Origin of the sequence: Pseudomonas atacamensis (assembly GCF_017167965.1) — a bacterium.
GTDB lineage: Bacteria > Pseudomonadota > Gammaproteobacteria > Pseudomonadales > Pseudomonadaceae > Aquipseudomonas > Aquipseudomonas atacamensis.
Genome location: NZ_CP070503.1, coordinates 1,342,066 through 1,363,763 on the forward strand (window position 1 = coordinate 1,342,066; position 21,698 = coordinate 1,363,763).

The 21,698-nt window shown below is 60.7% G+C and carries 21 protein-coding genes; 8 read left to right on the plus strand and 13 right to left on the minus strand.

Annotated elements, in window-relative coordinates; all coding sequences use genetic code 11:
• Positions 1 to 25 precede the first annotated feature (25 nt).
• Positions 26 to 826 carry a helix-turn-helix transcriptional regulator gene (locus JWU58_RS06240; RefSeq protein WP_016773377.1) on the minus strand — a complete coding sequence of 267 codons (801 nt, stop codon included), beginning with the start codon at positions 824 to 826 and terminating at the stop codon, positions 26 to 28.
• A gap of 124 nt (positions 827 to 950) precedes the next feature.
• Here JWU58_RS06240 and JWU58_RS06245 point away from each other — a divergent pair, with 124 nt between their 5' ends.
• From JWU58_RS06245 to JWU58_RS06265, 5 genes are all read left to right on the plus strand, one after another.
• Positions 951 to 1,766, plus strand: coding sequence for a carbon-nitrogen hydrolase family protein (locus JWU58_RS06245; protein ID WP_206421624.1), 816 nt, complete (start codon positions 951 to 953; stop codon positions 1,764 to 1,766).
• 187 nt (positions 1,767 to 1,953) lie between these two features.
• A complete protein-coding gene (locus JWU58_RS06250) occupies positions 1,954 to 3,279 on the plus strand; it encodes an APC family permease (protein WP_024014173.1) in 1,326 nt (441 codons plus the stop codon).
• Positions 3,280 to 3,347: 68 nt separating this feature from the next.
• Positions 3,348 to 3,758 (plus strand): NUDIX hydrolase, encoded by a 411-nt coding sequence (locus tag JWU58_RS06255; RefSeq protein WP_071173448.1) that lies wholly within the window; start codon positions 3,348 to 3,350, stop codon positions 3,756 to 3,758.
• Between the two features lie 23 nt (positions 3,759 to 3,781).
• Positions 3,782 to 4,420 carry a LysE family translocator gene (locus tag JWU58_RS06260; protein ID WP_122507769.1) on the plus strand — a complete coding sequence of 213 codons (639 nt, stop codon included), beginning with the start codon at positions 3,782 to 3,784 and terminating at the stop codon, positions 4,418 to 4,420.
• Between the two features lies 1 nt (position 4,421).
• Entirely contained in the window at positions 4,422 to 4,919 is a 498-nt protein-coding gene (locus tag JWU58_RS06265) for a GNAT family N-acetyltransferase (protein ID WP_122507768.1), read from the plus strand.
• Between the two features lie 151 nt (positions 4,920 to 5,070).
• Here the strand turns inward: JWU58_RS06265 and metR are convergent, their stop codons facing one another.
• Positions 5,071 to 5,988, minus strand: coding sequence for a transcriptional regulator MetR (gene metR / locus JWU58_RS06270; RefSeq protein WP_016773382.1), 918 nt, complete (start codon positions 5,986 to 5,988; stop codon positions 5,071 to 5,073).
• Between the two features lie 216 nt (positions 5,989 to 6,204).
• On the opposite strand from metR, the gene JWU58_RS06275 reads away from it, so the two are divergent.
• The 3 genes from JWU58_RS06275 to JWU58_RS06285 all read left to right on the plus strand — a co-directional run bounded on the left by JWU58_RS06275 (position 6,205) and on the right by JWU58_RS06285 (position 8,947).
• Positions 6,205 to 7,239, plus strand: coding sequence for an alpha/beta fold hydrolase (locus tag JWU58_RS06275; protein ID WP_206421625.1), 1,035 nt, complete (start codon positions 6,205 to 6,207; stop codon positions 7,237 to 7,239).
• A 107-nt stretch (positions 7,240 to 7,346) separates the two neighbouring features.
• Complete coding sequence (locus JWU58_RS06280) at positions 7,347 to 8,042, plus strand: hypothetical protein (protein WP_024014168.1); 696 nt, start codon at positions 7,347 to 7,349, stop codon at positions 8,040 to 8,042.
• The gene (locus JWU58_RS06285; RefSeq protein ID WP_123443743.1) at positions 8,039 to 8,947 is read left to right on the plus strand and encodes a hypothetical protein; all 909 of its coding nucleotides are present in this window, start codon (positions 8,039 to 8,041) and stop codon (positions 8,945 to 8,947) included. Before JWU58_RS06280 ends, JWU58_RS06285 begins: the two co-directional genes overlap by 4 nt.
• A gap of 18 nt (positions 8,948 to 8,965) precedes the next feature.
• Here the strand turns inward: JWU58_RS06285 and JWU58_RS06290 are convergent, their stop codons facing one another.
• From JWU58_RS06290 to JWU58_RS06340, 11 genes are all read right to left on the minus strand, one after another.
• Entirely contained in the window at positions 8,966 to 9,295 is a 330-nt protein-coding gene (locus tag JWU58_RS06290) for a GlpM family protein (RefSeq protein ID WP_177342732.1), read from the minus strand.
• 8 nt (positions 9,296 to 9,303) lie between these two features.
• The gene (gene aauR, locus JWU58_RS06295) at positions 9,304 to 10,629 is read right to left on the minus strand and encodes a two-component response regulator AauR (protein ID WP_024014166.1); all 1,326 of its coding nucleotides are present in this window, start codon (positions 10,627 to 10,629) and stop codon (positions 9,304 to 9,306) included.
• Entirely contained in the window at positions 10,626 to 12,527 is a 1,902-nt protein-coding gene (gene aauS / locus JWU58_RS06300; RefSeq protein WP_206421626.1) for a two-component sensor histidine kinase AauS, read from the minus strand. Before aauS ends, aauR begins: the two co-directional genes overlap by 4 nt.
• Positions 12,528 to 12,755: 228 nt before the next feature.
• Positions 12,756 to 13,490: an amino acid ABC transporter ATP-binding protein gene (locus JWU58_RS06305; RefSeq protein ID WP_016773390.1), complete on the minus strand. Its 735-nt coding sequence runs from the start codon at positions 13,488 to 13,490 to the stop codon at positions 12,756 to 12,758.
• Positions 13,487 to 14,158, minus strand: a complete 672-nt coding sequence (locus tag JWU58_RS06310; protein WP_016773391.1) for an amino acid ABC transporter permease — start codon at positions 14,156 to 14,158, stop codon at positions 13,487 to 13,489. Before JWU58_RS06310 ends, JWU58_RS06305 begins: the two co-directional genes overlap by 4 nt.
• Complete coding sequence (locus JWU58_RS06315) at positions 14,158 to 14,904, minus strand: amino acid ABC transporter permease (RefSeq protein ID WP_056790046.1); 747 nt, start codon at positions 14,902 to 14,904, stop codon at positions 14,158 to 14,160. Before JWU58_RS06315 ends, JWU58_RS06310 begins: the two co-directional genes overlap by 1 nt.
• Positions 14,905 to 15,104: 200 nt before the next feature.
• Positions 15,105 to 16,019, minus strand: coding sequence for a glutamate/aspartate ABC transporter substrate-binding protein (locus JWU58_RS06320; RefSeq protein WP_206421627.1), 915 nt, complete (start codon positions 16,017 to 16,019; stop codon positions 15,105 to 15,107).
• Between the two features lie 357 nt (positions 16,020 to 16,376).
• Positions 16,377 to 17,912 carry a glycerol-3-phosphate dehydrogenase gene (gene glpD / locus JWU58_RS06325; RefSeq protein WP_206421628.1) on the minus strand — a complete coding sequence of 512 codons (1,536 nt, stop codon included), beginning with the start codon at positions 17,910 to 17,912 and terminating at the stop codon, positions 16,377 to 16,379.
• 298 nt (positions 17,913 to 18,210) lie between these two features.
• A complete protein-coding gene (locus JWU58_RS06330) occupies positions 18,211 to 18,966 on the minus strand; it encodes a DeoR/GlpR family transcriptional regulator (RefSeq protein WP_095181782.1) in 756 nt (251 codons plus the stop codon).
• Between the two features lie 95 nt (positions 18,967 to 19,061).
• Positions 19,062 to 20,564 carry a glycerol kinase GlpK gene (gene glpK / locus JWU58_RS06335; protein WP_042607375.1) on the minus strand — a complete coding sequence of 501 codons (1,503 nt, stop codon included), beginning with the start codon at positions 20,562 to 20,564 and terminating at the stop codon, positions 19,062 to 19,064.
• A 77-nt stretch (positions 20,565 to 20,641) separates the two neighbouring features.
• Positions 20,642 to 21,493 (minus strand): MIP/aquaporin family protein, encoded by an 852-nt coding sequence (locus JWU58_RS06340; RefSeq protein WP_016773396.1) that lies wholly within the window; start codon positions 21,491 to 21,493, stop codon positions 20,642 to 20,644.
• Positions 21,494 to 21,698: the final 205 nt, after the last annotated feature.

Here is a 21,698-nt window from a genome sequence, read left to right on the forward strand (position 1 = left end):
CACAAAAAGCGTTAGTCACATCGTTTCAGGCGTTCTGCGCCTGCAGAAAAATCGAAAACAGCTCGGACTGGGATTTGATCCCCAGCTTGCTGTACATGTGTTTCTTATGGACTTTCACGGTTTCCACGGAGATTTCCAGCTTGCGGGCGATTTCCTTACTGGAACAACCGCTGAGCATCAAACGCCCGACGTCCAGTTCCCGCGCGGTCAATTGGGCGCCCTTGAGCTGTTGCACCGAGGCTTCCAGTTGCACCCGCCAGTCTGCCTGCGCAGGTGCGACGGCGAGGGCCACGGTTTCGTTGATCTCGTACGGCAGACGCTGGCGCAACAGACCCAGCACCCACGGTTGAATCAAAGACAGCAAAGCGATCTGTTCACCAGTGAAACGTTTTTCACTGCCCAGCGACAGGCACAGCGTGCGCTCGCCTTCGAGCTGGCAATTGAACTGGATTTCGTCGGCCACTACATTCAGACGAAAGTATCGCTGGTAGTACTCGGTCAGCTCGAAATGCTCCGGCGCGACTTCCGAAAGGCGATACAGGCCGGTGCGCGACTGCTCGCGGCAGGCGATGTAGAACGGATCGAGTAGATACAGCCCGCGCAGATAATCCTGGAACAACGGGTCCGGGCTGCCGTCCTCGCCGGGGCATTCGGCGAAGACTTGCGGATGCTGATCGGCACTGAACAGCAGCACCACCCAGCTATCGAACGCTACGTATTGCTCAAGCAGTCGCACCAGTTGCGCCCAGAAATTGGGCTTGTCGAGCGCGTCGATCAATTGCCCGACGGCGCGGTGCCAAGTGATGTCATTCAACGAAAGTGTCATCGATCTACCCCTATCGGGTTACCCCGGCCGCGTGATTCCCTGGCCGGTTGCTTGCTGCGCATACTGGCCCACAGACAGGCACCGGGCAATCTTTCCGGGCCGGGCCACATAACAAGGGATAACCATGAAAGTCGAACTCGCCCAACTGGCGGGCCGTGACAACGACACGGCTTACAACCTGCAACGCGCACTGGCGGCGATTGCTGCCTGCGCGGCCGACACGCAAATGATCGTATTCCCGGAAACCCACCTGATGGGCTTCCCCAACGCCGAAACCGTGGCGCAGATCGCCGAACCGCTCGACGGCCCGACCGTCAGCGCCGTGCTCGGGGCGGCGCGTGAGCGCAACATCGCTGTGGTGATCGGCATGGCCGAAAACGACAACGGCCGCTTCTACAACACCACGCTGCTGATCACCCCCGAAGGCATCGCCCTGAAATACCGCAAGACCCATCTGTGGGCTTCGGATCGCGGCGTGTTCGAAGCCGGCGACCGTTACGCCACCTGTATGTGGAACGGTGTGCGCGTGGGCCTGCTGATCTGCTACGACATCGAGTTCCCGGAAACCGCCCGCGCCCTGGCGCAACTGGGTGCGGAATTGCTCATCGTCACCAACGGCAACATGGACCCGTACGGCCCGACCCACCGCACCGCGATCATGGCCCGCGCCCAGGAAAACCAGGCGTTTGCGCTGATGGTCAATCGCGTCGAGGCGGGGGATGACGGCCTGGTGTTTGCCGGCGGCAGTGCGCTGGTCGATCCGCTGGGTGCGCTGCTGTTCGAGGCCGGGCGCGAAGAAGGGCGGTTCAGGGTCGAGCTGGATTTCACGCAACTGGAGATTGCGCGCAAGGATTATCGCTATCTGGATGATCAGCGTTTGAAGTTGCCGGGGGAGGTGGTGGAGCAGGCTTCTGGTCTGCGCGAGCTGCTGATTCCTTGACCTGCTGTACCTGATCGTTCCCACGCTCTGCGTGGGAACGCAGCCCGGGACGCTCCGCGTCCCAAGAGCGGACGCAGAGCGTCCATTGAGGCATTCCCACGCAGAGCGTGGGAACGATCAGCCACACCCGAATTTTCGCCGAACCCGGCTCTGCCATAAATCCAATAACATTCGGAGTAAGTCGCCCATGGCTCGTTTGCAACGCACCCTTTCGCTAGGGTCGGTGGTGCTGTTCGGCATCGCCTACATGACGCCGATCATTGTCCTCGGCACTTTCGGCATCCTCGCCCAGTCCACCGCCGGCATGGTGCCGGCCGCCTACCTGGCCGCGCTGGTGGCAATGTTCTTCACCGCCATGAGTTACGGACGCATGGCCGCCGCTTTCCCGGTCGCCGGTTCGGCTTACAGCTACGTGCGCAAGGCAATCAGCCCGAAACTCGGTTTCATTGCCGGCTGGGCGGTGTTGCTCGATTACCTGTTCCTGCCGATGGCGATCTGGCTGATCGGCGCCGCTTATCTGGCTTCGGCATTTCCGTCGATCCCGCAGTGGATCTGGGTGCTGGCGTTCATCGGCATCACCAGTGCGATCAACATCGTCGGGCTGAAACTGGCCAATGGCATCAACGCTTTGCTGATGCTGGTGCAGTTCCTCGTGTTGATCGCCTTCGTTGCGCTGTGCGTGCACTACATCGGCGGCGATGCGAGCACGCCGCTGTGGTCGATCAAACCGTTCTTCAACGGCGACATGCAGATGCCGCTGATCATGAGCGGCGCGGCGATTGCCTGCTATTCATTCCTTGGCTTTGACGCAGTCAGCACCCTGACCGAAGAGACCCGCGATCCACGCCGCACCATCCCCCGGGCGATCATGCTGATCACCTTGATCGGTGGCCTGATCTTCGTTGGCGTTTCGTACTTCGTGCAGATCGCTCATCCATCGTTCCAGTTCGACAGCGTCGACTCGGCTGCCTATGAAATCGCGCGCAATATCGGTGGCGACCTGTTCGTCTCGATCTTCCTGATCGGCCTGATCGTCGGCCAGTTCGCCTCGGGGCTGTCGGCCCAGGCCAGCGGTTCGCGACTGCTGTTCGCCATGGGCCGCGACGGCGTCTTGCCGAAGTCATTTTTCGGCACCTTGCACGCGCGCTTCGGCACCCCGGTCAACAGCATTCTGTTGTGCGCGGCGGTGGCGTTGCTGGCGCTGAAACTCGACGTCACCACCTCGACCTCGTTCATCAACTTCGGCGCGTTCCTGGCGTTCAGCCTGGTCAACCTGTCGGTGATCTTCCATTACTGGATCGGCGGCGAGAAAAAAGGTCCGCGCGAGCTGCTGCTTTTTCTGCTCTGCCCGCTGATCGGTCTGGTGGCCGACCTGTGGCTGATGGTCAGCCTTGATCATCTGGCGGTGTGGCTGGGGCTGAGCTGGCTGGCGATTGGTGTGGTGTATCTCGCCGTGCTGACCGGTGGTTTCCGCCGGCAGCCGCCGGAACTGGATTTTCAGGAAGCGACCTGAGCTTCGTGGCTTGGCTTCCGTCTGACGGGCATGGGATCCTTGGCGCTTTTACGCCAAGGGATTCCTTTATGTCGACCATTCATATCGCCGCTGCGCTGCTGCTCAACCCGCAAGGCCAGACTCTGCTGGTGCGCAAGCGCGGCACCACGGCGTTCATGCAACCGGGTGGCAAGATCGAAGCCCACGAGTTGCCAGTGCACGCATTGGCCCGTGAGCTGGAAGAAGAACTCGGGCTGCAGATCGACCCGGCGCAGGCGATTTTCCTCAACAGTTTTTCCGCCCCCGCCGCCAACGAGCCGGGCTTCATTGTCCATGCGGAAATATTTCAACTGACCATCGACACTGATGTCTGCCCGGCGGCGGAGATCGAGGAAGTCATCTGGGTCGATCCGGCCACTGATCCGGCGCTCGAGCTGGCGCCATTGACACGCGAGCACATCCTGCCGTTTTATCGCCGTTCACTGACGGCACTCGCCTGATCATTCCCGCAAAGGACTTTGCCATGATCCCGTTGCAAGACCTGCTGATCTTCGCCGCCGCCGCATTGCTGATGGTGCTGACGCCGGGGCCGAACATGATCTATCTGATCTCGCGGTCGATCTGTCAGGGGCGCCGCGCCGGAGTGACTTCGTTGCTTGGCGTGGTTGGCGGGTTCTTCGTGCATATGTTCGCCGCGGCGGCGGGTTTGACGGCGGTGTTTCTGGCCGTGCCGATGGCTTATGAAGTGTTGAAATGGGCCGGCGCGCTGTACCTGCTGTGGCTGGCCTGGCAAGCGCTGAAACCCGGCGCACGTTCGCCGTTCGAAGCGCAGCAATTGCCGCCGGACTCGACGCGCAAATTGATCACCATGGGCTTTCTCACCAGTGCGCTGAACCCGAAAATCGCCGTGTTCTATCTGTCGGTATTTCCGCAATTCATCAGCCCTGAGCACGGCTCGGTGTTCACCCAAAGCATCATCCTCGGCCTGACGCAGATCAGCGTCAGCTTCAGCGTCAATCTGTTGATCGCGCTGTTCGCCGCAGGCATCGCCTCGTGGTTTGTGCGCAACCCGACGTGGCTGGCGATGCAGCGTTATTTCATGGGCATGGTCCTCGGCGGCCTCGCTGTAAAGCTGATGCTCGAACAACGCCGGGCCGCCTGACATGTGGATCGAGCGGCTGGACGCCAGCCACGCCCTGGCCTACCGCGAACTGATGCTTGAAGCCTATGACCGGCATCCGCAGGCCTTCACTTCCAGCGTGCGCGAACGCGCGGTGATGCCGTTGAGTTGGTGGGAAGGGCGCCTGACCAGCAAGCTCGATGTGGTGCTGGGGGCATTCGATGCCGGGACGTTGGCCGGGATTGTCGGCCTTGCGTTCGAACCGCGCGAGAAGGCACGACACAAGGCCACGCTGTTCGGCATGTATGTCTCGGCGGATTTTCGTCGCAAGGGGCTGGGCTTCGATCTGGTGCAGGCGGCACTGGTCGAAGCGCAAAAGCATCCGGCGCTGAAACTGCTGCAGCTCACCGTGACTGCTGGCAATGACGCGGCTTTTCAGTTGTATCAGCGTTGCGGCTTCATTCAGTACGGCCTCGAACCGCTCGCCGTGCGGGTGGGCGAAGACTACTTCGACAAGATCCACATGTGGCGCCAGCTCTGACCCAGCGATAATTTCCGCCTGCTGATCGTTCCCACGCTCTGCGTGGGAATGCAGCCCGGGACGCTCTGCGTCCCATCCAAAGCCGAACGCAGAGCGTCCGTTGAGGCATTCCCACGCAGAGCGTGGGAACGATCATCTCCTGCACAGCAGATCAGCGTACGGCGCTGACACCATCCAGGGTCGAAAACGAGGTGTCCTTGGCGGTCAGCAGGAAATCGCGCATGTACGGCGCATCGAGCATGTCGGTGCGAATCGCCGCGTACAGCGTCGCGAACAAGCCCTTTTCACCCAACCGTTTGCCCTTCACATAACCGCGCGAGCTGTATTCATGCAGCGCCCAGTGCGGCATGCCGCAGACGCCACGGCCGCTGGCGACCAGTTGCATCATCATCACCGTCAGCTCGGAAGTGCGCACCTGCGCCGGTTCGATGTCGGCCGGTTCGAGGAAGCGGGTGAAGATGTCCAGACGATCACGCTCGACCGGGTAGGTGATCAGCGTTTCCGTCAGCAAGTCTTCGGGAACGATGTACGGCTTGCTCGCCAGCGCATGCTGATTGGCCACCGCGAGCATGGCTTCGTAAGTGAACAGCGGCACGTAAGTGATGCCGGCAATTTCCAGCGGATCGGAGGTCACCACCAGATCCAGATCGCCACGGGCCAGTGCCGGCAGCGGCGCGAAAGCAAAACCCGAAGCCAGGTCCAGCTCGACTTCCGGCCAGGCATCGCGGAACTGGTCGATGGTCGGCATCAGCCACTGAAAGCAGCTGTGACATTCGATAGCCATGTGCAGACGCCCGGCGGTGCCACCGGCCAGCCGACCGATGTCCCGTTCAGCGGCGCGCAACAGCGGCAGGGTGGCGTCGGCCAGTTGCAGCAGGCGCAAACCGGCGCTGGTGAAGCGCACCGGTTTGGTCTTGCGTACGAACAACTGCATGCCCATGCGCTCTTCCAGTTCTTTGAATTGGTGCGACAGTGCTGACTGTGTCAGATGCAAACGGTCGGCGGCATCGACCAGACTGTCGGCCTCGCGCAGGGCATGCAGGGTTTTCAGATGTCGGATTTCAAGCACCGGCGGGCTCCATGAAGAAAACTTGTGACGAATGCGGGGAAGGTGAGTTTGTCTCATGACGTTGGCTTTGTCGATGTGCCGGCCAGGATCCGGCGATGCAATCGACAGCCGACCGCTCGGCACTCTTCATCAAACTGTCATGCAACTGTGGCAGCGCGCTCGCACGAACTTCATCAGACTCGCGCTCTACTGGGGTGCTGCGTTTTGGTGTTTTTCATGTTCAAGAGATTGTTTTCAGTCGCGGCCTCGTTGGCCGCGCTTTTGTTCGGGGCCGGCTCGTTTGCAGCCGGACGCTGTGATGTCAACGTGCCGACCGAGCACGCCGAGCTGGCGCAGGTCAGTCTTGCCTATCAAAGTATCGGCCGTGCATCAGACCCGGCGCTGTTGCTGGTCATGGGCCTGGGAGGACAGTTGATCCACTGGCCGGACGAAGTCGTGGTCGCGCTGTGTCAGCAAGGGTTTCGGGTGATTCGTTATGACAACCGCGACGTCGGCCTGTCGACCTGGCGGCAGGCGCCTATCGAGGCCAATCTGACCTTCGAAGTGCTGCGTTACAAACTCGGTCTGCCGGTCTCGGCCCCTTACAGCCTGACTGACATGGCCGACGATGCGCTGGGCTTGATGACCGCGCTGAAGGTTGAGCAATTCCACGTGCTCGGCGCGAGCATGGGCGGGATGATCGCCCAGCACATGGCGGCGATGGCGCCGCAGCGGGTGGAAAGCCTGACGCTGATCATGACCACTTCCGGCGCTGAAGGCCTGCCGGCGCCGAGTGCCGCGCTGGTGCAGTTGCTCTCGCGGCGGGGCGCGCCGAACCGCGAAGTGGCGCTGGAGCAACAGGCCGATCTGCTCGCGGCACTCGGTAGCCCGGCGGTGACGGATGATCGTCAGGCCTTGCTGCAACAGGCGGCGGCGTCCTACGACCGTGCATTCAACCCCGAAGGCGTCAAACGGCAAATCATGGCGATACTTGCCGAACCCAGTCGCGTGGCTTTGCTCAATCAACTGCGCGTGCCGACGCTAGTGGTGCATGGCACTGCCGATCCGCTGCTGCCGGTGATGCACGGCGTACATCTGGCGGCGCACATTCAGGGCAGTCAGTTGAAACTGATTCCGGGGCTGGCGCATCGCTTTCAGGAGGCGTTCAAGGAACCGTTGCTGGCGGCGGTGCTGCCGTATCTGCAGGCGCATCGCGAGGATACTTCGCATTGGGCGCAGGTCGATCCGGCGGCGCCGAACAATCTGCTGTAAGAGTGCGCCAGCATCCTGTCGCCAAAAAAATATCAATGTGCCACTATTGTTTGCCGCGTTGTTGCCGATAAGGCGCAGGAACGTTTTCAGACATAGGGACTTGATCCATGATTTTTCGCGCTACACGTCAATGGGCCGCGCTGGCTCTGCTCGCCGTACTGACTCTCACCGGCTGCGCCCATGTGCAACCGCCCGTGGCCCTGGACAAACAGTTCTGGGATGCCAAAGAGCCGACCATCGGTGTGGCCATTACCGTCGTACCGTCGCCAGTGCTGGCGCTGACCGGCAATCAGGGCATCCTCGATTACGCCATTAATGCCGGCGTCAACAGCAAGCTCAGCGCCAACGTCGAAACCTGGCAAGTGCGCGATCTGGAAACCCTGCCCGACGCCATCGTCGCCAAGCTGCAGGCCAAGGGCTACAAGGCCAAGCGCATTGATGAAAAGGTCGATCTGAAGACCTTCAAGGAAGTCGATTTCCGCGAGGGCTACATGACCAAGGACCTGTCGCCGATGAAAGCCGCCCACGGCATCGACCGTCTGCTGCTGGTGTCGATTTATGCCACCGGTGCCACCCGCAGCTACTACAGCATCGTGCCCACCAGCGTGCCGATGGCCCAGGTCGGCGGCCAGGGCATGGTGATTGATCTGTCGGACAACAAACTCTTGTGGTACCAGCCATTCGCCGCTGTGCAAGCCGCGCAAGGCGAGTGGGACGAGCCGTCCTACACCAACCTGTCCAACGCGTTTTATCAGGCGATGGATAACAGCCGGCAGCAAATGATCGCCCCGTTCGCGCAATGAAACGTCTGGCGCTGACCATTGCGGTGATCTCGCTGCTGGCGTTGCCTGGCTGTGCGCAGAAACCGGCACCCGAGGCCGGTTTCAAGGATCAGGCGGCGATGAGCTATGTGCAGGCTCACGGGCTCAAGGTCGACGTGCAACTGCCGGCGGAATTCGTCGGCGCCAGCACGGTGATCGACAGCAAGGCGGCAGTGAACGCGGCCAATTCCAGCTACACACTGGTGTCGAGCTCCGGCGCGGGCGCTGGGCTGGCGGGGATTCTGGTGGCCAGCCTGATCAACACGCAAATGGGTTCCGGTACGTTACAGCGCGATGCCGAAAAAGCCGCGCTGAACGAATCGCGGCCGCTGGCCGACCTGCTCGCTGGCGTGCCGTTGCAGGAGCGCTTGCAACAGCGTTTTCAGGCGGCGTCGCAGGTGTCCGGATTCAAGCAGGGGGCAGGTGCGGTGACGGCACGCTTGCTGATCGAACCGAAGCTGATGCTGACGCCCGATCGCGGCAGTTTTGTGCTGGTCAATCAGGTGCAATTGCAGGATATCGCCGGCTTGCCGCTGTACCGCATGCGCATCGAAGTGGCCAGTCAGCCGATTCGTCGTTGCGGCAAGCAATGCATCGACGACGGCGCCCTCGACCTGGCCAAGGTCACCGCCGTGCTGGATGAATGCATTGATGAATCCATGCGCGTGTTGAGCGCCGACCTGATGCAACCGACGCCACCGCCCGCCGCGCAGGAAACCCTGCGTTACGTGCTCGACGGCCAGCGCGTGGTCGAGCGCGGTTATCAACTGGCGCAGAACGGCAACTACTGGCGCTACCGCAATCTCTACGGTGCGGTGAAGTCAGTGCCGGTGCCGTTCGAGGATGCCTTGTCGTCCGCGCAACTGGCCCGAGTCTACGGTCGCTAGAGGCAGATGCGCGTGGGTTCAGGCATGCAGCCTGACCCACACGCTCACCAATACCGTCGCCGCCATCAGCCACGCCACCGCCGCGACGGCCAGCGATGCTTCCAAGCGCATGCGGTCGACCATCACATACAGCGTCGCCAGATACACGAAGTAGGGAATGATCGACCACATGCCGAACACGATCGTGGTCTTCAGATCGTCGACCGAGCGGCCTTTGCCGACGATGTAGTGGGCAATCAGGGCAAAGGTCGGGAACAGCGGCACCAGGCCGGCGATGTAGTAGTTTCTGGTCTTGGACAGTGCCGCGAGGATCAGTACCACTGCCGCGCCGATCGCGGCTTTGAGAATCAGATCCATCAGTGGCTCAGCCCGTACTTTTTGACTTTGTCGAACAGCGTGGTCTTGGCCATGCCCAGTTCCTGGCTGGCCTGGGTCAGGTTGCCGCCGCTGCGTTGCAAGGCGTCGACCAGCAGATTGCGCTCGAACGCTTCCACCGCTTCGGCAAACGCCAGACCCTGGCCGGCGCTGGCCCCGGACTTCTTGAAGGCCGGCAGGCCGAGGGCGAAGCGTTCGGCGACGTTGCGCAGTTCGCGCACGTTGCCCGGCCAGTCGTGGCTCATCAGGTTCGACAGGGTCTGGTTGTCCAGCTCCGGCAGCGCGCGGTCGAAGCGCAGCGCCGATTGCTGGGTGAAGTGTTCGAACAGTTGCAGGATGTCTTCGCGGCGTTCGCGCAGCGGTGGCAATTCCAGGGTCACGACGTTGAGGCGGTAGTACAAGTCGCTGCGAAACTCGCCGGCCTTGCTTGACTCATCGAGGTCGGATTTGGTCGCCGCAATCACCCGGCAATCCACCGCCACACTCTGGTTCGAGCCGAGCCGTTCGAGGGTGCGTTCCTGCAATACGCGCAGCAACTTGATCTGCAATGGCAGCGGCATGCTTTCCACTTCGTCGAGGAACAGCGTACCGCCGTCGGCATGCTCGATCTTGCCGATGCGGCGTTTGCCGGCGCCGGTGAAGGCGTTGGCTTCGTGGCCGAAGATCTCGCTTTCAAAAAGGTTTTCCGGCAGGCCGCCGCAGTTCAGCGCGACGAACTGTTTGCTGTGGCGCCGACTGAAATCGTGCAGGCAACGGGCGACCAGCTCCTTGCCGGTGCCGGTCTCGCCTTCGATCAAGACGTTGGCCGAAGTGTCGGCGACGTTGGCGATCAGTTCGCGCAGATTCTGCATTGCTGGCGAGCGACCGATGATCCGCCCTTCAAGGGAGTCGCGTTCAGCCAGTTGCCGACGCAACGAGGAAACCTCGCGGGCGAGGCTGCGTTGCTCCAGCGCCCGTCGCGCGACATCGACCAGGCGTTCCGGCGAGAACGGTTTTTCCATGAAATCGTAAGCGCCTTTCTGCATCGCGCCGACGGCCATGGAAATGTCGCCGTGGCCGGTGATCAGCACTACCGGCAGGCTGCGATCACGCTGCTTGAGGCGGGTGAGCAATTCCAGGCCATCGATGCCCGGCAGGCGGATGTCGCTGATGACGATGCCGGCAAAGTTGTCGCCGACCTGCGCTAGCGCTTCTTCGGCACTGCCGACGCCGATGCACGGAATGTCTTCGAGGGTCAGCGCCTGTTGGCAGCCGAGCAGCACATGGGGGTCATCTTCGACAATCAGCACACTGAGTTCAGGGTTCATATTGGCTCGGCAGAAAGAGGGCTTACCAACGGTAAACTGAGGACGAAAGTAGTGCCACCGCCGGCCGGGTGTTCAACGCCCAGGTGCCCGCCGGTGGCGGCGGCGAGGCTGGCGGACAGGGTCAGGCCCAGTCCCAGGCCTTGCTCGCCGGGCTTGGTGGTGAAGAACGGTTCGAACAGATGCTTGCGCGCTTCGGCGTCGATGCCGTGGCCATTGTCACGCACCCGCAAGCGATACTTGCCGTTGAATTCTTCACCCTCCAGCCACAGCTGCGGCTGCGGTTGCGCGTGCATGGCGTCGAGGGCGTTGCCGATCAGGTTGACGAGGATCTGTTCGAGGCGGGTCTGATCGATCAGCAGCTGCACATCGGCAAACTGCCGGTGAATCTGCAGCGCGGTGTTTTCCACGCGCGCGCCGAGCACTTGCAAGGCGGCGTCGACGGCTTTGCCGAGACTGGCCTGACCCTTGTTGTCGCCGCGCCGGGCAAACGAACGCAGGCTGGCGGTGATCCGGCCCATGCGGTCGATCAGGTCGTTGATGGTCTTGAGGTTGGTGCTGGCGACGTCGAGCTGGCCGCGCTCGAGAAAGCGCACGGTGTTGCCCGACAGCGTGCGCATCGCCGCCAGCGGCTGGTTCAGTTCATGGGCAATGCTGGTCGACATCTGGCCGATGGCGGCGAGTTTGCCGGCCTGCACCAGTTCATCCTGAGCGCGGCGCAACGTCTCTTCGGCCTGGCGGCGCTCGCGGATCTGACTCTTCAGGCGTTCGTTGCTGGCGCGCAGATCGGCGGTGCGTTCGGTAATCCGACGTTCGAGTTGGCTGTTGGCTTCCTGCAACGCTTCGCGGGCGGCGAGGCGGGTGGCGAGGACCTTGCGCCGCTCGTTCCAGGCAATCAGCAGGAAGGCGAACAGGGCGAACGCTACCGCCACCAGAATGCCTTGATTGATCGCTTCGCGGCGCAGGTCCTGCAGCGGCGTGAGCAGGGTGAAATTCCACGGCGTGTCACTCAGCAGTCGGGTTTGCGCCAGATAGCTGATGTCGTCTTCGTCGGGCTGCAATTCGCTGTTGGCCGGGAAGGTCAGTTTCTCCACGCCTTCGGCCAGTGTCTCGCGGGCCAGCGGTTGCAGTTCGTTGAGTGGAAACCAGTAGTACTGCAGGCTGCGGGCGAGTTTTTCCTTGACCTCGTCGCTCAGCGGAATTACCGATTTCAGCCGCCTGGCGGGATCGCTGGAGAGAATGATGATGCCGTTCTCATCGCTGACGAACGCTTCCAGACGCGCCCGTTGCCAACGCTCTTCCATGGCTTCCAGACGCACCTTGACCACCGCGACACCGATGATCTTGCCGTGCTCTTCGAGGCCGTGGGCAAGGTAGTAACCGGGTTCACCATTGGTGCTGCCGATGCCATAGAAGCGCCCGGGCTGGCCGCGCACGGCGTCCTTGAAATAGGCGCGGAAGGACAAGTCTTCACCCAGATAACTGTCGACATCGCGCCAGTTGCTGGTGGCCATGACCCGGCCGGTGGTGTCCATCACGTAGATGGCCCGGCTGCGGCTGCGGCGGTTCAGGCCTTCGAGGTAATCGTTGACCGTCTGCCGGTGCTCCGGGGTCGGGTCGGCCAGCAACTGCGGCACACTGGTTTCGAGTTCCAGCAGGCTGGGCAGGTAGGTGTATTTGCTGATCTCGCTTTCGACCGCGCGGGCGTGCAGTTCCAGCTGACGCTGGCCGTTCTCGCCGAGGCTGCGGATGCCGAAGTGTTCACTGGTCCAGAAGCCGATAAAACCCAGCCCGACCATCAGGGCGATGATCAGTGGCGGCAGGAACAGATGACGGATCAGACGGGGCTTCACGGCAAGTGGTGGCTCTGCAGCGCGATAAAGAGTGGGGTCGCATTTCATCACAGATGCCTTGGGTCAACCACAACACTTGTTTGTGCCTGTGGCGAGGGGATTTATCCCCGTTGGGCCGCGAAGCGGCCCCAAAACCATCACTGCGGTTTAACTGAAAGACCGCATGCACAGGTTTTACGACTGCTGCGCAGCCGGACGGGGATAAATCCCCTCGCCACAGGGGATCTCATTGTCAGGCTGCCCGCACCCCACAGACAGGGTGCGGGTGTGTTGCTTTTAGTGCTGCAGGATTTTCTCGAGGAAGTGCTGCGCGCGTTCGGAGCGGGCGCTGATGTCGCCGAAGAATTCCTCTTTCGGGCAGTCTTCGATGATCTTGCCCTGGTCCATGAAGATCACCCGGTCCGCCACTTTACGGGCGAAGCCCATTTCGTGGGTCACGCACATCATGGTCATGCCTTCGTGGGCCAGCTGCACCATGACGTCGAGCACTTCATTGACCATTTCCGGGTCGAGCGCCGAGGTCGGTTCGTCGAACAGCATGACGATCGGGTCCATCGCCAGCGCACGGGCAATCGCCACACGCTGTTGCTGACCGCCGGACAGTTGCCCCGGATGCTTGTGGGCGTGCGCCGACAAACCTACGCGCTCGAGCAGTTGCAGACCCTTTTTGGTCGCCTCTTCCTTGCTGCGGCCAAGCACCTTGATCTGCGCGATGGTCAGGTTTTCGGTGATGGTCAGGTGCGGGAACAGCTCGAAATGCTGGAACACCATGCCCACGCGCGAACGCAGTTTCGGCAGGTTGGTTTTCGGATCGGCGATCGACGTGCCGTCAACCACAACGTCGCCTTTCTGGAACGGTTCCAGGGCGTTGACGCACTTGATCAGCGTCGACTTGCCCGAACCCGACGGGCCGCAGACCACGATCACTTCGCCTTTCTTGACCTCGGTGCTGCAATCAGTCAGCACCTGGAAGTCCCCATACCACTTGTTGATGTTTTTGATAGAGATCATACGGCGAACCTTTTTTGCAGACGCTTGACCAACCGCGAGGCGGCGAAGCTGATGATGAAGTACACGAGACCGGCGAAAATCAGGAACTCATTGGAGCGGCCGATGATGTCGCCGCTGGCGCGCGAGGCGTTGAGGAAGTCCACCAGGCCCACGGTGTAGACCAGCGAGGTGTCCTGGAACAGGATGATGCTCTGCTGCAGCAGCAGCGGGGTCATCTTGCGGAACGCCTGCGGCAGGATGATCAGGCGCATCATCTGTCCGTAGTTCATGCCCAGTGCCTGAGCAGCACCCATCTGGCCCTTGGAAATCGACTGCACACCGGCACGGACGATTTCGCAGAAGTACGCTGCTTCGAACATCATGAACGCCACGACGCACGAGGTGAACGCACCGATCGGCGTGTCTTCGCCGGTGATCCAGCGCAGCACGAACGGCACTGCCAGGTAGAACCAGGTGATCACCAGCAGCAGCGGAATCGAGCGGAAATAGTTGACGTAGGCGCCAGCGATGCTCGACAGCAGCTTGTTGTGCGACAGACGGCACAGCGCGAGGATCGTGCCGAGAATCATCCCGCCGATCACGCCCATGGCCATCAGTTTGAGGGTCATCACCATGCCGTTCCACAAACCGGGAATGGCCGGGACGATGCCACTGAAATCGAATTCCATTATTTACCCCCCACGGAGATCAGGCCGGGCACCGCGACTTTCTTCTCGACCAGGCGCATCAGCAGCATCAGGCTCATGTTGAGGGTGAAATAGATCAGGGTTGCCAAGGTGAACGCTTCGAACAGGTTGGCCGAGAACTCGGCGGTCTGTTTGGTCTGCGCCAGCAATTCCATCAAACCGATCAGGGACGCCACGGAGGAGTTCTTGAACACGTTCAAAAATTCCGAGGTGAGCGGCGGAATGATGATCCGGTAGGCCTGGGGCAGCAGCACGTTCCAGTAGATCTGCGGCAGTTTGAAACCCATCGCGCGGGCGGCGGATTCCTGGCCACGAGGCAACGCCTGGATACCGGTACGCACTTGCTCGCAGACACGGGCGGCGGTGAACAGACCGAGGCAGACGACAACGCTCAGATAGGCCGAAGTAGTCGGGTTGAGGTCCTGCTTGTACCACTCCTGCAGATCCGGCGGCAGCAGATCGGGCACCAGGAAGTACCAGATGAACAGCTGCACCAGCAGCGGCACGTTACGGAACAGCTCGACGTAGCAGGTCGCGATGCCCGATACGATGCGGTTCGGCACGGTGCGCATGATGCCCAGCAGCGAGCCGAGCAGCAGGGCGATGATCCACGCCACGACGGCGATGGCGATGGTCCAGCCCAGACCGGAGATGAACCAGTCGAGATAGGTCTCGCTGCCCACGCCGGTGGACTTGAAGAACACGCCCCAGTCCCAGTTGTAATTCATTAGGGTCTCCCCTCGATTCGATCGATGTACAAGTGCCCGCCTGGGGAACTCCGTTCCCTCCCCAGTCTTTTTTCAAAGACCGGGCACACGCGATCGGCTCGACAGCCACCGGTTCGAGTGTTTCCAGAAAAATGCCAGCAGGGAGTGACCATCCCCTGAAAAGGCAGGCGCCTCCTCAGGGGATAAGGTTAGTCAGAAAATCAGGACTTCTTGTCGTCAGCCGCTTTGTCGGTCGGATTGGCGATCAGGGTCTTGAGCTCGTCGCTCATCGGGAAGTTCAGGTTCAGGCCTTTTGGCGGAATCGGCTGCATGAACCATTTCTCGTAGATCTTGTTGATGTCGCCCGAAGCGTAGGTGGCCTTGATCGCGTCATCCACAGCCTTTTTGAACGGCTCGTCGCCTTTGCGCATCATGCAGCCGTAGATTTCGTACGACTGTGGCGTGCCGGTCACTTCCCAATCGGCGGCTTTCTTGGCCTTGGCGGCTTCGCCGGCCAGCAGCGCGTCATCCATCATGAACGCAACGGCACGGCCCGATTCCAGCATCTGGAAGGACTCGCCGTGGTCTTTGGCGGAGATGACGTTCATGCCCATCTGCTTGTCGGCGTTCATCGCCTTGAGAATGCGCTCGGAAGTAGTACCGGCGGTGGTTACGACGTTCTTGCCTTTCAGATCGTCGAAATCCTTGTACTTGGAGTCTTTCTTGGACAGCAGACGGGTACCGATTTCGAAGATGCCGACGGAGAAGTCGACCTGCTGCTGACGCTCGACGTTGTTGGTGGTCGAACCGCACTCGACGTCCACGGTGCCGTTCTGCACCAGCGGGATACGGGTCTGCGAGGTAACGAGGTTGTATTTGACTTGCAGGTTCGGCAGGTCGAGGTCTTTCTTGATCGCTTCGACGATTGCCAGCTGGATGTCGTGCGAGTAGCCGACCGGCTTGCCGGATGCATCAGCGATGTAGGAGAACGGAATGGAGGCGTCACGGTGGCCCAGGGTGATGACACCGGACTCTTTGATCTTCTTCAGGGTGCCGGTGAGCTCGGCGGCGAAAACTGGCGTGCTGATCAGAGCGGCAGCAATGGCTGCGCCCAGGATATGGGGAACGATGCGCATCAAATTTTCCTCGACATTGTTTTTTTTATGGAGCCAGTTTGTCGGCCCTTTTTGTGCTTCGAATGCCTGACGGCTCCTGAAGTGTCGGCACAGCAGGCATTCGTCGAGAGAGTGTAGAGCATGACTCGTGCCAGAGCAGTCGAAGTCAGTTAAGCGGTTGTTTTATAACGTTATTAAAGTTTTATGGCGGTAATTTGTTGAAGATGAGATCCGGTTAACCGAATCGACCGTGGAGTCGCGTTCGGAAAACCGAATGAATTCCTTGCAGGCTCACTTTCACAATGGACAGGGTATTGCCGAAGGTACAAAAAAGCCCCTGAATCTCTCGATTCAGGGGCTTTCATTTGAACGGTGAGATCAAGCCGCTTCGATCTTCCGATTCTGCTCAACCTTGCCCAGATACGTCGCGAGCTTCTGCTGCTCCTCCGCTGTGGTGAACAAGCCTAGCTTGGTACGGCGCCACAGGATGTCGTGCGCCGTGGTGGCCCACTCTTCGCTGCACAAATAATCGACTTCGCGGGTGTAGAGCCCGCCGCCGATGTGTTCGCCCATGTCGGCCAGGCTTTCCACGCCTTCGAGCATGCGCCAGGTGCGGCTGCCGTAGGTGACGGCCCAGCGCCGGGCGATTTCAGTCGGGACGAAATCGAACTTGTCGCGAATTCGCGCGCTCAGCGCCTCTGGCGTGGTCATGTCTTCGCCGCCGGGCAGGGTGGCGGTCGCGGTCCAGCTCGGGCGCATCTGGGTGAAGAACGGCATCAATTGCGCCATCGCCGACTCGGCAAGTTTGCGATAGGTAGTCAGCTTGCCGCCGAACACCGACAGCAGCGGCGCTTCTTCGGTACTGCCCGACAGCGCCAAGGTGTAATCGCGGGTCACTGCCGACGGGTTGTCGGATTCGTCGTTGCACAGCGGGCGAACGCCCGAGTAGCTGTGCACAATGTCTTCGCGGCTCAGCTGCTTCTTGAAGTGGGCGTTGACCACTTTCAGCACGTAATCGGTTTCGCCCTCGGTGATCGCCACTTTCCCCGGGTCGCCGGTGTACTCGCGGTCGGTGGTGCCGATCAGGGTGAAGTGGTTCAGGTACGGAATGGTGAAAACGATGCGTTGATCTTCGTTTTGCAGAATGTGCGCATGTTCGCCTTCATACAGTTTCGGCACGATGATGTGGCTGCCCTGGATCAGGCGAATGCCGTACGGCGATTCCATCTTCAGGTCGTCACGAATGAACTTCGCCACCCACGGACCGGCGGCGTTGACCAGGGCTTTGGCGGTGATCGAAAACAGGCTGCCGTCGGCGCGCTCCAGATGCAGATGCCACAAACCTTTGGTGCGGCGGGCACTGACACAGCGGGTCTGGGTGTGCACGTGGGCGCCTTTTTCGCGGGCGGCCATGGCGTTCAGGACCACGAGGCGGGCGTCATCGACCCAGCAGTCGGAGTATTCGAAGCCTTTCTTGATTTCGCTTTTCAGCGCGCTGTCGGCGCCGAACTTCAGGCTTTTCGAACCCGGCAGTTTTTCGCGCTTGCCGAGGTTGTCATAAAGGAACAGGCCGGCACGAATCATCCACGCCGGCCGCAGGTGCGGGCGGTGTGGCAGGACGAAACGCATCGGTTTGACGATGTGCGGCGCTTTCGCCAGCAGCACTTCACGCTCAGCCAGCGCTTCGCGCACCAGACGGAATTCGTAATGCTCCAGATAGCGCAGGCCACCGTGGATCAGCTTGCTGCTGGCCGACGAGGTGTGGCTGGCCAGGTCGTCTTTTTCGCAAAGGAACACCGAAAGACCGCGACCGGCGGCATCCGCTGCGATCCCTACGCCGTTGATCCCGCCGCCAATCACGGCAACGTCATAGATCTCGGAGAGAGGGGGCGTACGCAAGGTAGAGGTGGACATCGGCTGGCCTCGGTTCTTTTGGTTTTATGTCTTGGAAATCGAACATTAATGTTCATTTGCGAAAATGGTAGCCCATAAACACGCGCGCAGCCAGTCGCGTTCGATTGAAAAAACTCATCGAAGGGCAGAGAAAGGAAAATTTTCGAACACGAAGTGCGCGCGAGGGGCGCGGAGGGCGTTAACCGATCGTTCCCATGCTCTGCGTGGGAATGCATTCACCGACGCTCTGCGTCGGCTTTTGAAAGGGGACGCAGAGCGTCCCGGGCGGCATTCCCACGCGGAGCGTGGGAACAAGCAACTAGACGACTTCCAAGCGAATCTTGTGCTGACTCAACAACTGCGTCAGCGCCGGTACCGGCTGCTGATCGGTGACCAGGCAATCGATCAGGCTGATCGGCCCCAGTCGAATCATCGCGTTACGCCCGAACTTGCTCGAGTCCGCCGCCAGAATCACCTGCCGCGCATTGGCAATGATCGCTTGGGAAACGCGAACTTCCTGATAATCGAAGTCGAGCAGGCTGCCGTCCTCATCGATGCCGCTGATCCCGACCAAGGCGAAATCGACCTTGAACTGATTGATGAAATCCACACTCGCCTGACCGACCACACCGCCGTCCCGCCTTACATTGCCGCCGGTCAGCAGCACATCGAAATCATCCTTGGCGCTGAGCATCGAGGCGACGTGCAGGTTGTTGGTGATGATTTTCAGGTGACTGTGATTGAGCAGGGCGCGGGCGATCGATTCGGTGGTGGTACCGATATTGATGAACAGCGAGGCGTGATCGGGGATCTGTGCGGCGATGGCTTCGCCGATGCGTTGCTTTTCGTCGCGCATCTGATCGGCGCGCATCGCATACGCGGTGTTTTCGACACTGGAATCGTACGCGGCGCCACCGTGGTAGCGACGCAGCAGATTGGCTTCCGCGAGCTGATTGATGTCGCGGCGGATGGTTTGCGGGGTGACAACGAACAGTGTGGCCATCTCCTCGATGCTGACATAGCCGCGTTCGCGGACCAGCTCGAGGATTTGCTGCTGACGGGGAGGCAGATTCATGGGGCTTCCTTTGGGCTGCCAAGCAAAATTTGCCCATGATGCCGCAGGAATCCGCTCCCGACCAGTTAGATGCCTATGTGTAACTCAAGGCTGGCTTATTCAGCGTCCTCGCGCGCCCAGTCACGGGTGCGGCTGACGGCTTTTTTCCAGCCTTTGTAGAGTTTCTCTTTCTCGACTTCGTCCAGGCTCGGTTCGAACTCGCGCTCGATCACTGCTTTGCCGCGCAGTTCTTCCAGGCTGCCCCAGAAGCCGCAGGCCAGGCCGGCCAGATAGGCAGCGCCGAGTGCGGTGGTTTCGCGCATTTGCGGGCGCTCCACCTGAGTGCCGAGGATGTCGGCCTGGAACTGCATGAGGAAGTTGTTCGCCACCGCGCCGCCGTCCACACGCAGGGCCTTGAGGCGTTCGCCGGAGTCCTGTTGCATGGCGTCGAGTACGTCGCGGGTCTGGTAGGCGATCGATTCCAGTGCGGCGCGGATGATGTGATCGACGCGTACGCCGCGCGTCAGGCCGAACAGCGCGCCACGGGCATACGGGTCCCAGTACGGTGCGCCAAGGCCGGTAAACGCCGGCACCAGATACACGCCGTTGCTGTCCTTGACCTTGTTGGCAAAGTATTCGGTGTCGTGGGCGTCGTTGACGATTTTCAGTTCATCGCGCAGCCATTGCACGGTCGAACCGCCGTTGAACACGGCGCCTTCCAGAGCATAAGCCACTTCGCCGCGTGGGCCGCAGGCGATGGTGGTGAGCATGCCGTGCTGGGATTTCACCGCTTTGTCGCCGGTGTTCATCAGCAGGAAGCAACCGGTGCCGTAAGTGTTTTTCGCTTGGCCCGGCTCCACGCACATCTGGCCGAACAGTGCTGCCTGCTGGTCGCCGGCGATACCGCCGATGGCGATGCCGCTCTTGGTGCGGCCGTAGATTTCCGAGGAAGCTTTGACTTCCGGGAGCATCTCCCGCGGGATGTCGAGGATCTCCAGCATCTTCGAATCCCACTCCAGCGAGTGGATGTTGAAGAGCATGGTGCGCGAGGCGTTGGTGTAGTCGGTGACGTGCACTTTGCCGCCGGTGAATTTCCAGATCAGCCAGCTATCGACGGTGCCGAACAGCAGCTCGCCGTTGCGCGCACGCTCGCGGCTGCCTTCGACGTTGTCGAGGATCCACTTCAGTTTGGTGCCGGAGAAGTACGGGTCGGTGACCAGGCCGGTGGTGTCGCGGATGTAGTCTTCGTGACCATCGCGCTTGAGCTGCTGGCAGATCTCGGTGCTGCGGCGGCACTGCCAGACGATTGCGTTATAGACCGGACGGCCGGTGGTCTTGTCCCAGACCACGGTGGTTTCACGCTGATTGGTGATACCGATGGCGGCGACCTGGTCGTGATGCAGGCCGGCCTGGGCCAGCGCCTCAACCATCACCGCGCTCTGGGTGGCGAAAATTTCCATCGGGTCATGCTCGACCCAACCGGCCTGCGGATAGTGCTGAACGAATTCGCGCTGCGCGGTGCAGACCACGTTCGCGTCGCGGTCGAAGATGATCGCGCGCGAGCTGGTCGTACCCTGATCAAGGGCAATGATGTAGTTCTTGTTCTGAATGTCGGTCATGTCGATTGCCTTGGACGAAAAAAACGAGAGTGGGCCGTGGCGCAGGCTCGGATGGGCAGGAGCCGGCGCCGACTGTTTCAAGAAGTTCTTGGTTTGCCGTCAATGGCCGGTTCTGCATCCTTTGTAGCAGGTGTGGCACCGGTCAGGTGACGGGCAATCAGCCCGCGATACCCGGCAGCGCCGAGGCAGGCACCGACAATCGGTGCAAAAATCGGAATCAGGAAGTACGGAATATCACGACCACCGGTGAAGGAAATTTCACCCCAACCGGTAAAGAAAGTCATCAGTTTCGGACCGAAGTCACGCGCAGGGTTCATGGCGAAACCGGTCAGCGGACCCATCGCACTGCCGATCACGGCGATCAGCAAACCGATCAGCAGCGGCGCCATCGGGCCGCGTGGCAGGCCGTTGTTGTCATCGGTCAGGGCCATGATCACGCCCATCAGGATCGCGGTGATGATCATCTCGACCAGAAAGGCCTGGGCCGTCGACAGTACCGGGTTCGGGTAGGTCGAGAACACCGAGGCCAATTCCAGGCTGGCAGCCGAGCCACGAACCATCTGGTGGGTTTGTTCGTAATCGAAGAACAGATTGCTGTAGAGCGTGTAGACCAGCAACGCGCCGCAGAAGGCGCCGGCGATTTGCGAAAGGATGTAGAACGGCAGTTTGCGCTTTTCAAAGTCAGCGAAGATTGCCAGAGCGATGCTCACGGCCGGGTTCAGGTGCGCGCCGGAAACCCCGGCGGTGAGGTAGATCGCCATGCTCACGCCGACGCCCCAGATGATGCTGATTTCCCACAGGCCGAAGCTGGCGCCCGCGACTTTGAGCGCGGCGACACAACCGGTGCCGAAGAAGATCAGAAGGGCGGTGCCCAGGAATTCGGCCATGCATTGGCCGGAAAGCGATGGTTGCGGTAAAGCAGCTGTCATTGAAAACCTCGGTTCTTTTTCTTGTGTAGCGCCTTGCCAACGGAGCAGGGCGCGATCTTCACCGGGTCGGAATCCCCATTCGGTTCCCGGGTTACTGCTGGGTACTGCGCGGAGCATGATTCTTACATTATTCAGATTCGAAAAAATATAGACAAGAAACAAACCTGTCAAAGGTCGAAAGTGAACCGTCGGTCACAATAAAACT

Coding starts and splice junctions, on each gene's coding strand:
- JWU58_RS06250 (WP_024014173.1), top strand. CDS start 1,954: ATGGCTCGTTTGCAACGCACCCTTTCGCTAGGGTCGGTGGTGCTGTTC.
- JWU58_RS06275 (WP_206421625.1), top strand. CDS start 6,205: ATGTTCAAGAGATTGTTTTCAGTCGCGGCCTCGTTGGCCGCGCTTTTG.
- glpD (WP_206421628.1), bottom strand. CDS start 17,912: ATGTCCACCTCTACCTTGCGTACGCCCCCTCTCTCCGAGATCTATGAC.
- JWU58_RS06310 (WP_016773391.1), bottom strand. CDS start 14,158: ATGGAATTCGATTTCAGTGGCATCGTCCCGGCCATTCCCGGTTTGTGG.
- JWU58_RS06285 (WP_123443743.1), top strand. CDS start 8,039: ATGAAACGTCTGGCGCTGACCATTGCGGTGATCTCGCTGCTGGCGTTG.
- JWU58_RS06305 (WP_016773390.1), bottom strand. CDS start 13,490: ATGATCTCTATCAAAAACATCAACAAGTGGTATGGGGACTTCCAGGTG.
- JWU58_RS06240 (WP_016773377.1), bottom strand. CDS start 826: ATGACACTTTCGTTGAATGACATCACTTGGCACCGCGCCGTCGGGCAA.
- aauR (WP_024014166.1), bottom strand. CDS start 10,629: ATGAACCCTGAACTCAGTGTGCTGATTGTCGAAGATGACCCCCATGTG.
- JWU58_RS06315 (WP_056790046.1), bottom strand. CDS start 14,904: ATGAATTACAACTGGGACTGGGGCGTGTTCTTCAAGTCCACCGGCGTG.
- JWU58_RS06340 (WP_016773396.1), bottom strand. CDS start 21,493: ATGACAGCTGCTTTACCGCAACCATCGCTTTCCGGCCAATGCATGGCC.
- JWU58_RS06320 (WP_206421627.1), bottom strand. CDS start 16,019: ATGCGCATCGTTCCCCATATCCTGGGCGCAGCCATTGCTGCCGCTCTG.
- JWU58_RS06330 (WP_095181782.1), bottom strand. CDS start 18,966: ATGAATCTGCCTCCCCGTCAGCAGCAAATCCTCGAGCTGGTCCGCGAA.
- JWU58_RS06260 (WP_122507769.1), top strand. CDS start 3,782: ATGATCCCGTTGCAAGACCTGCTGATCTTCGCCGCCGCCGCATTGCTG.
- aauS (WP_206421626.1), bottom strand. CDS start 12,527: ATGAAATGCGACCCCACTCTTTATCGCGCTGCAGAGCCACCACTTGCC.
- JWU58_RS06245 (WP_206421624.1), top strand. CDS start 951: ATGAAAGTCGAACTCGCCCAACTGGCGGGCCGTGACAACGACACGGCT.
- glpK (WP_042607375.1), bottom strand. CDS start 20,564: ATGACCGACATTCAGAACAAGAACTACATCATTGCCCTTGATCAGGGT.
- JWU58_RS06280 (WP_024014168.1), top strand. CDS start 7,347: ATGATTTTTCGCGCTACACGTCAATGGGCCGCGCTGGCTCTGCTCGCC.
- JWU58_RS06255 (WP_071173448.1), top strand. CDS start 3,348: ATGTCGACCATTCATATCGCCGCTGCGCTGCTGCTCAACCCGCAAGGC.
- JWU58_RS06265 (WP_122507768.1), top strand. CDS start 4,422: ATGTGGATCGAGCGGCTGGACGCCAGCCACGCCCTGGCCTACCGCGAA.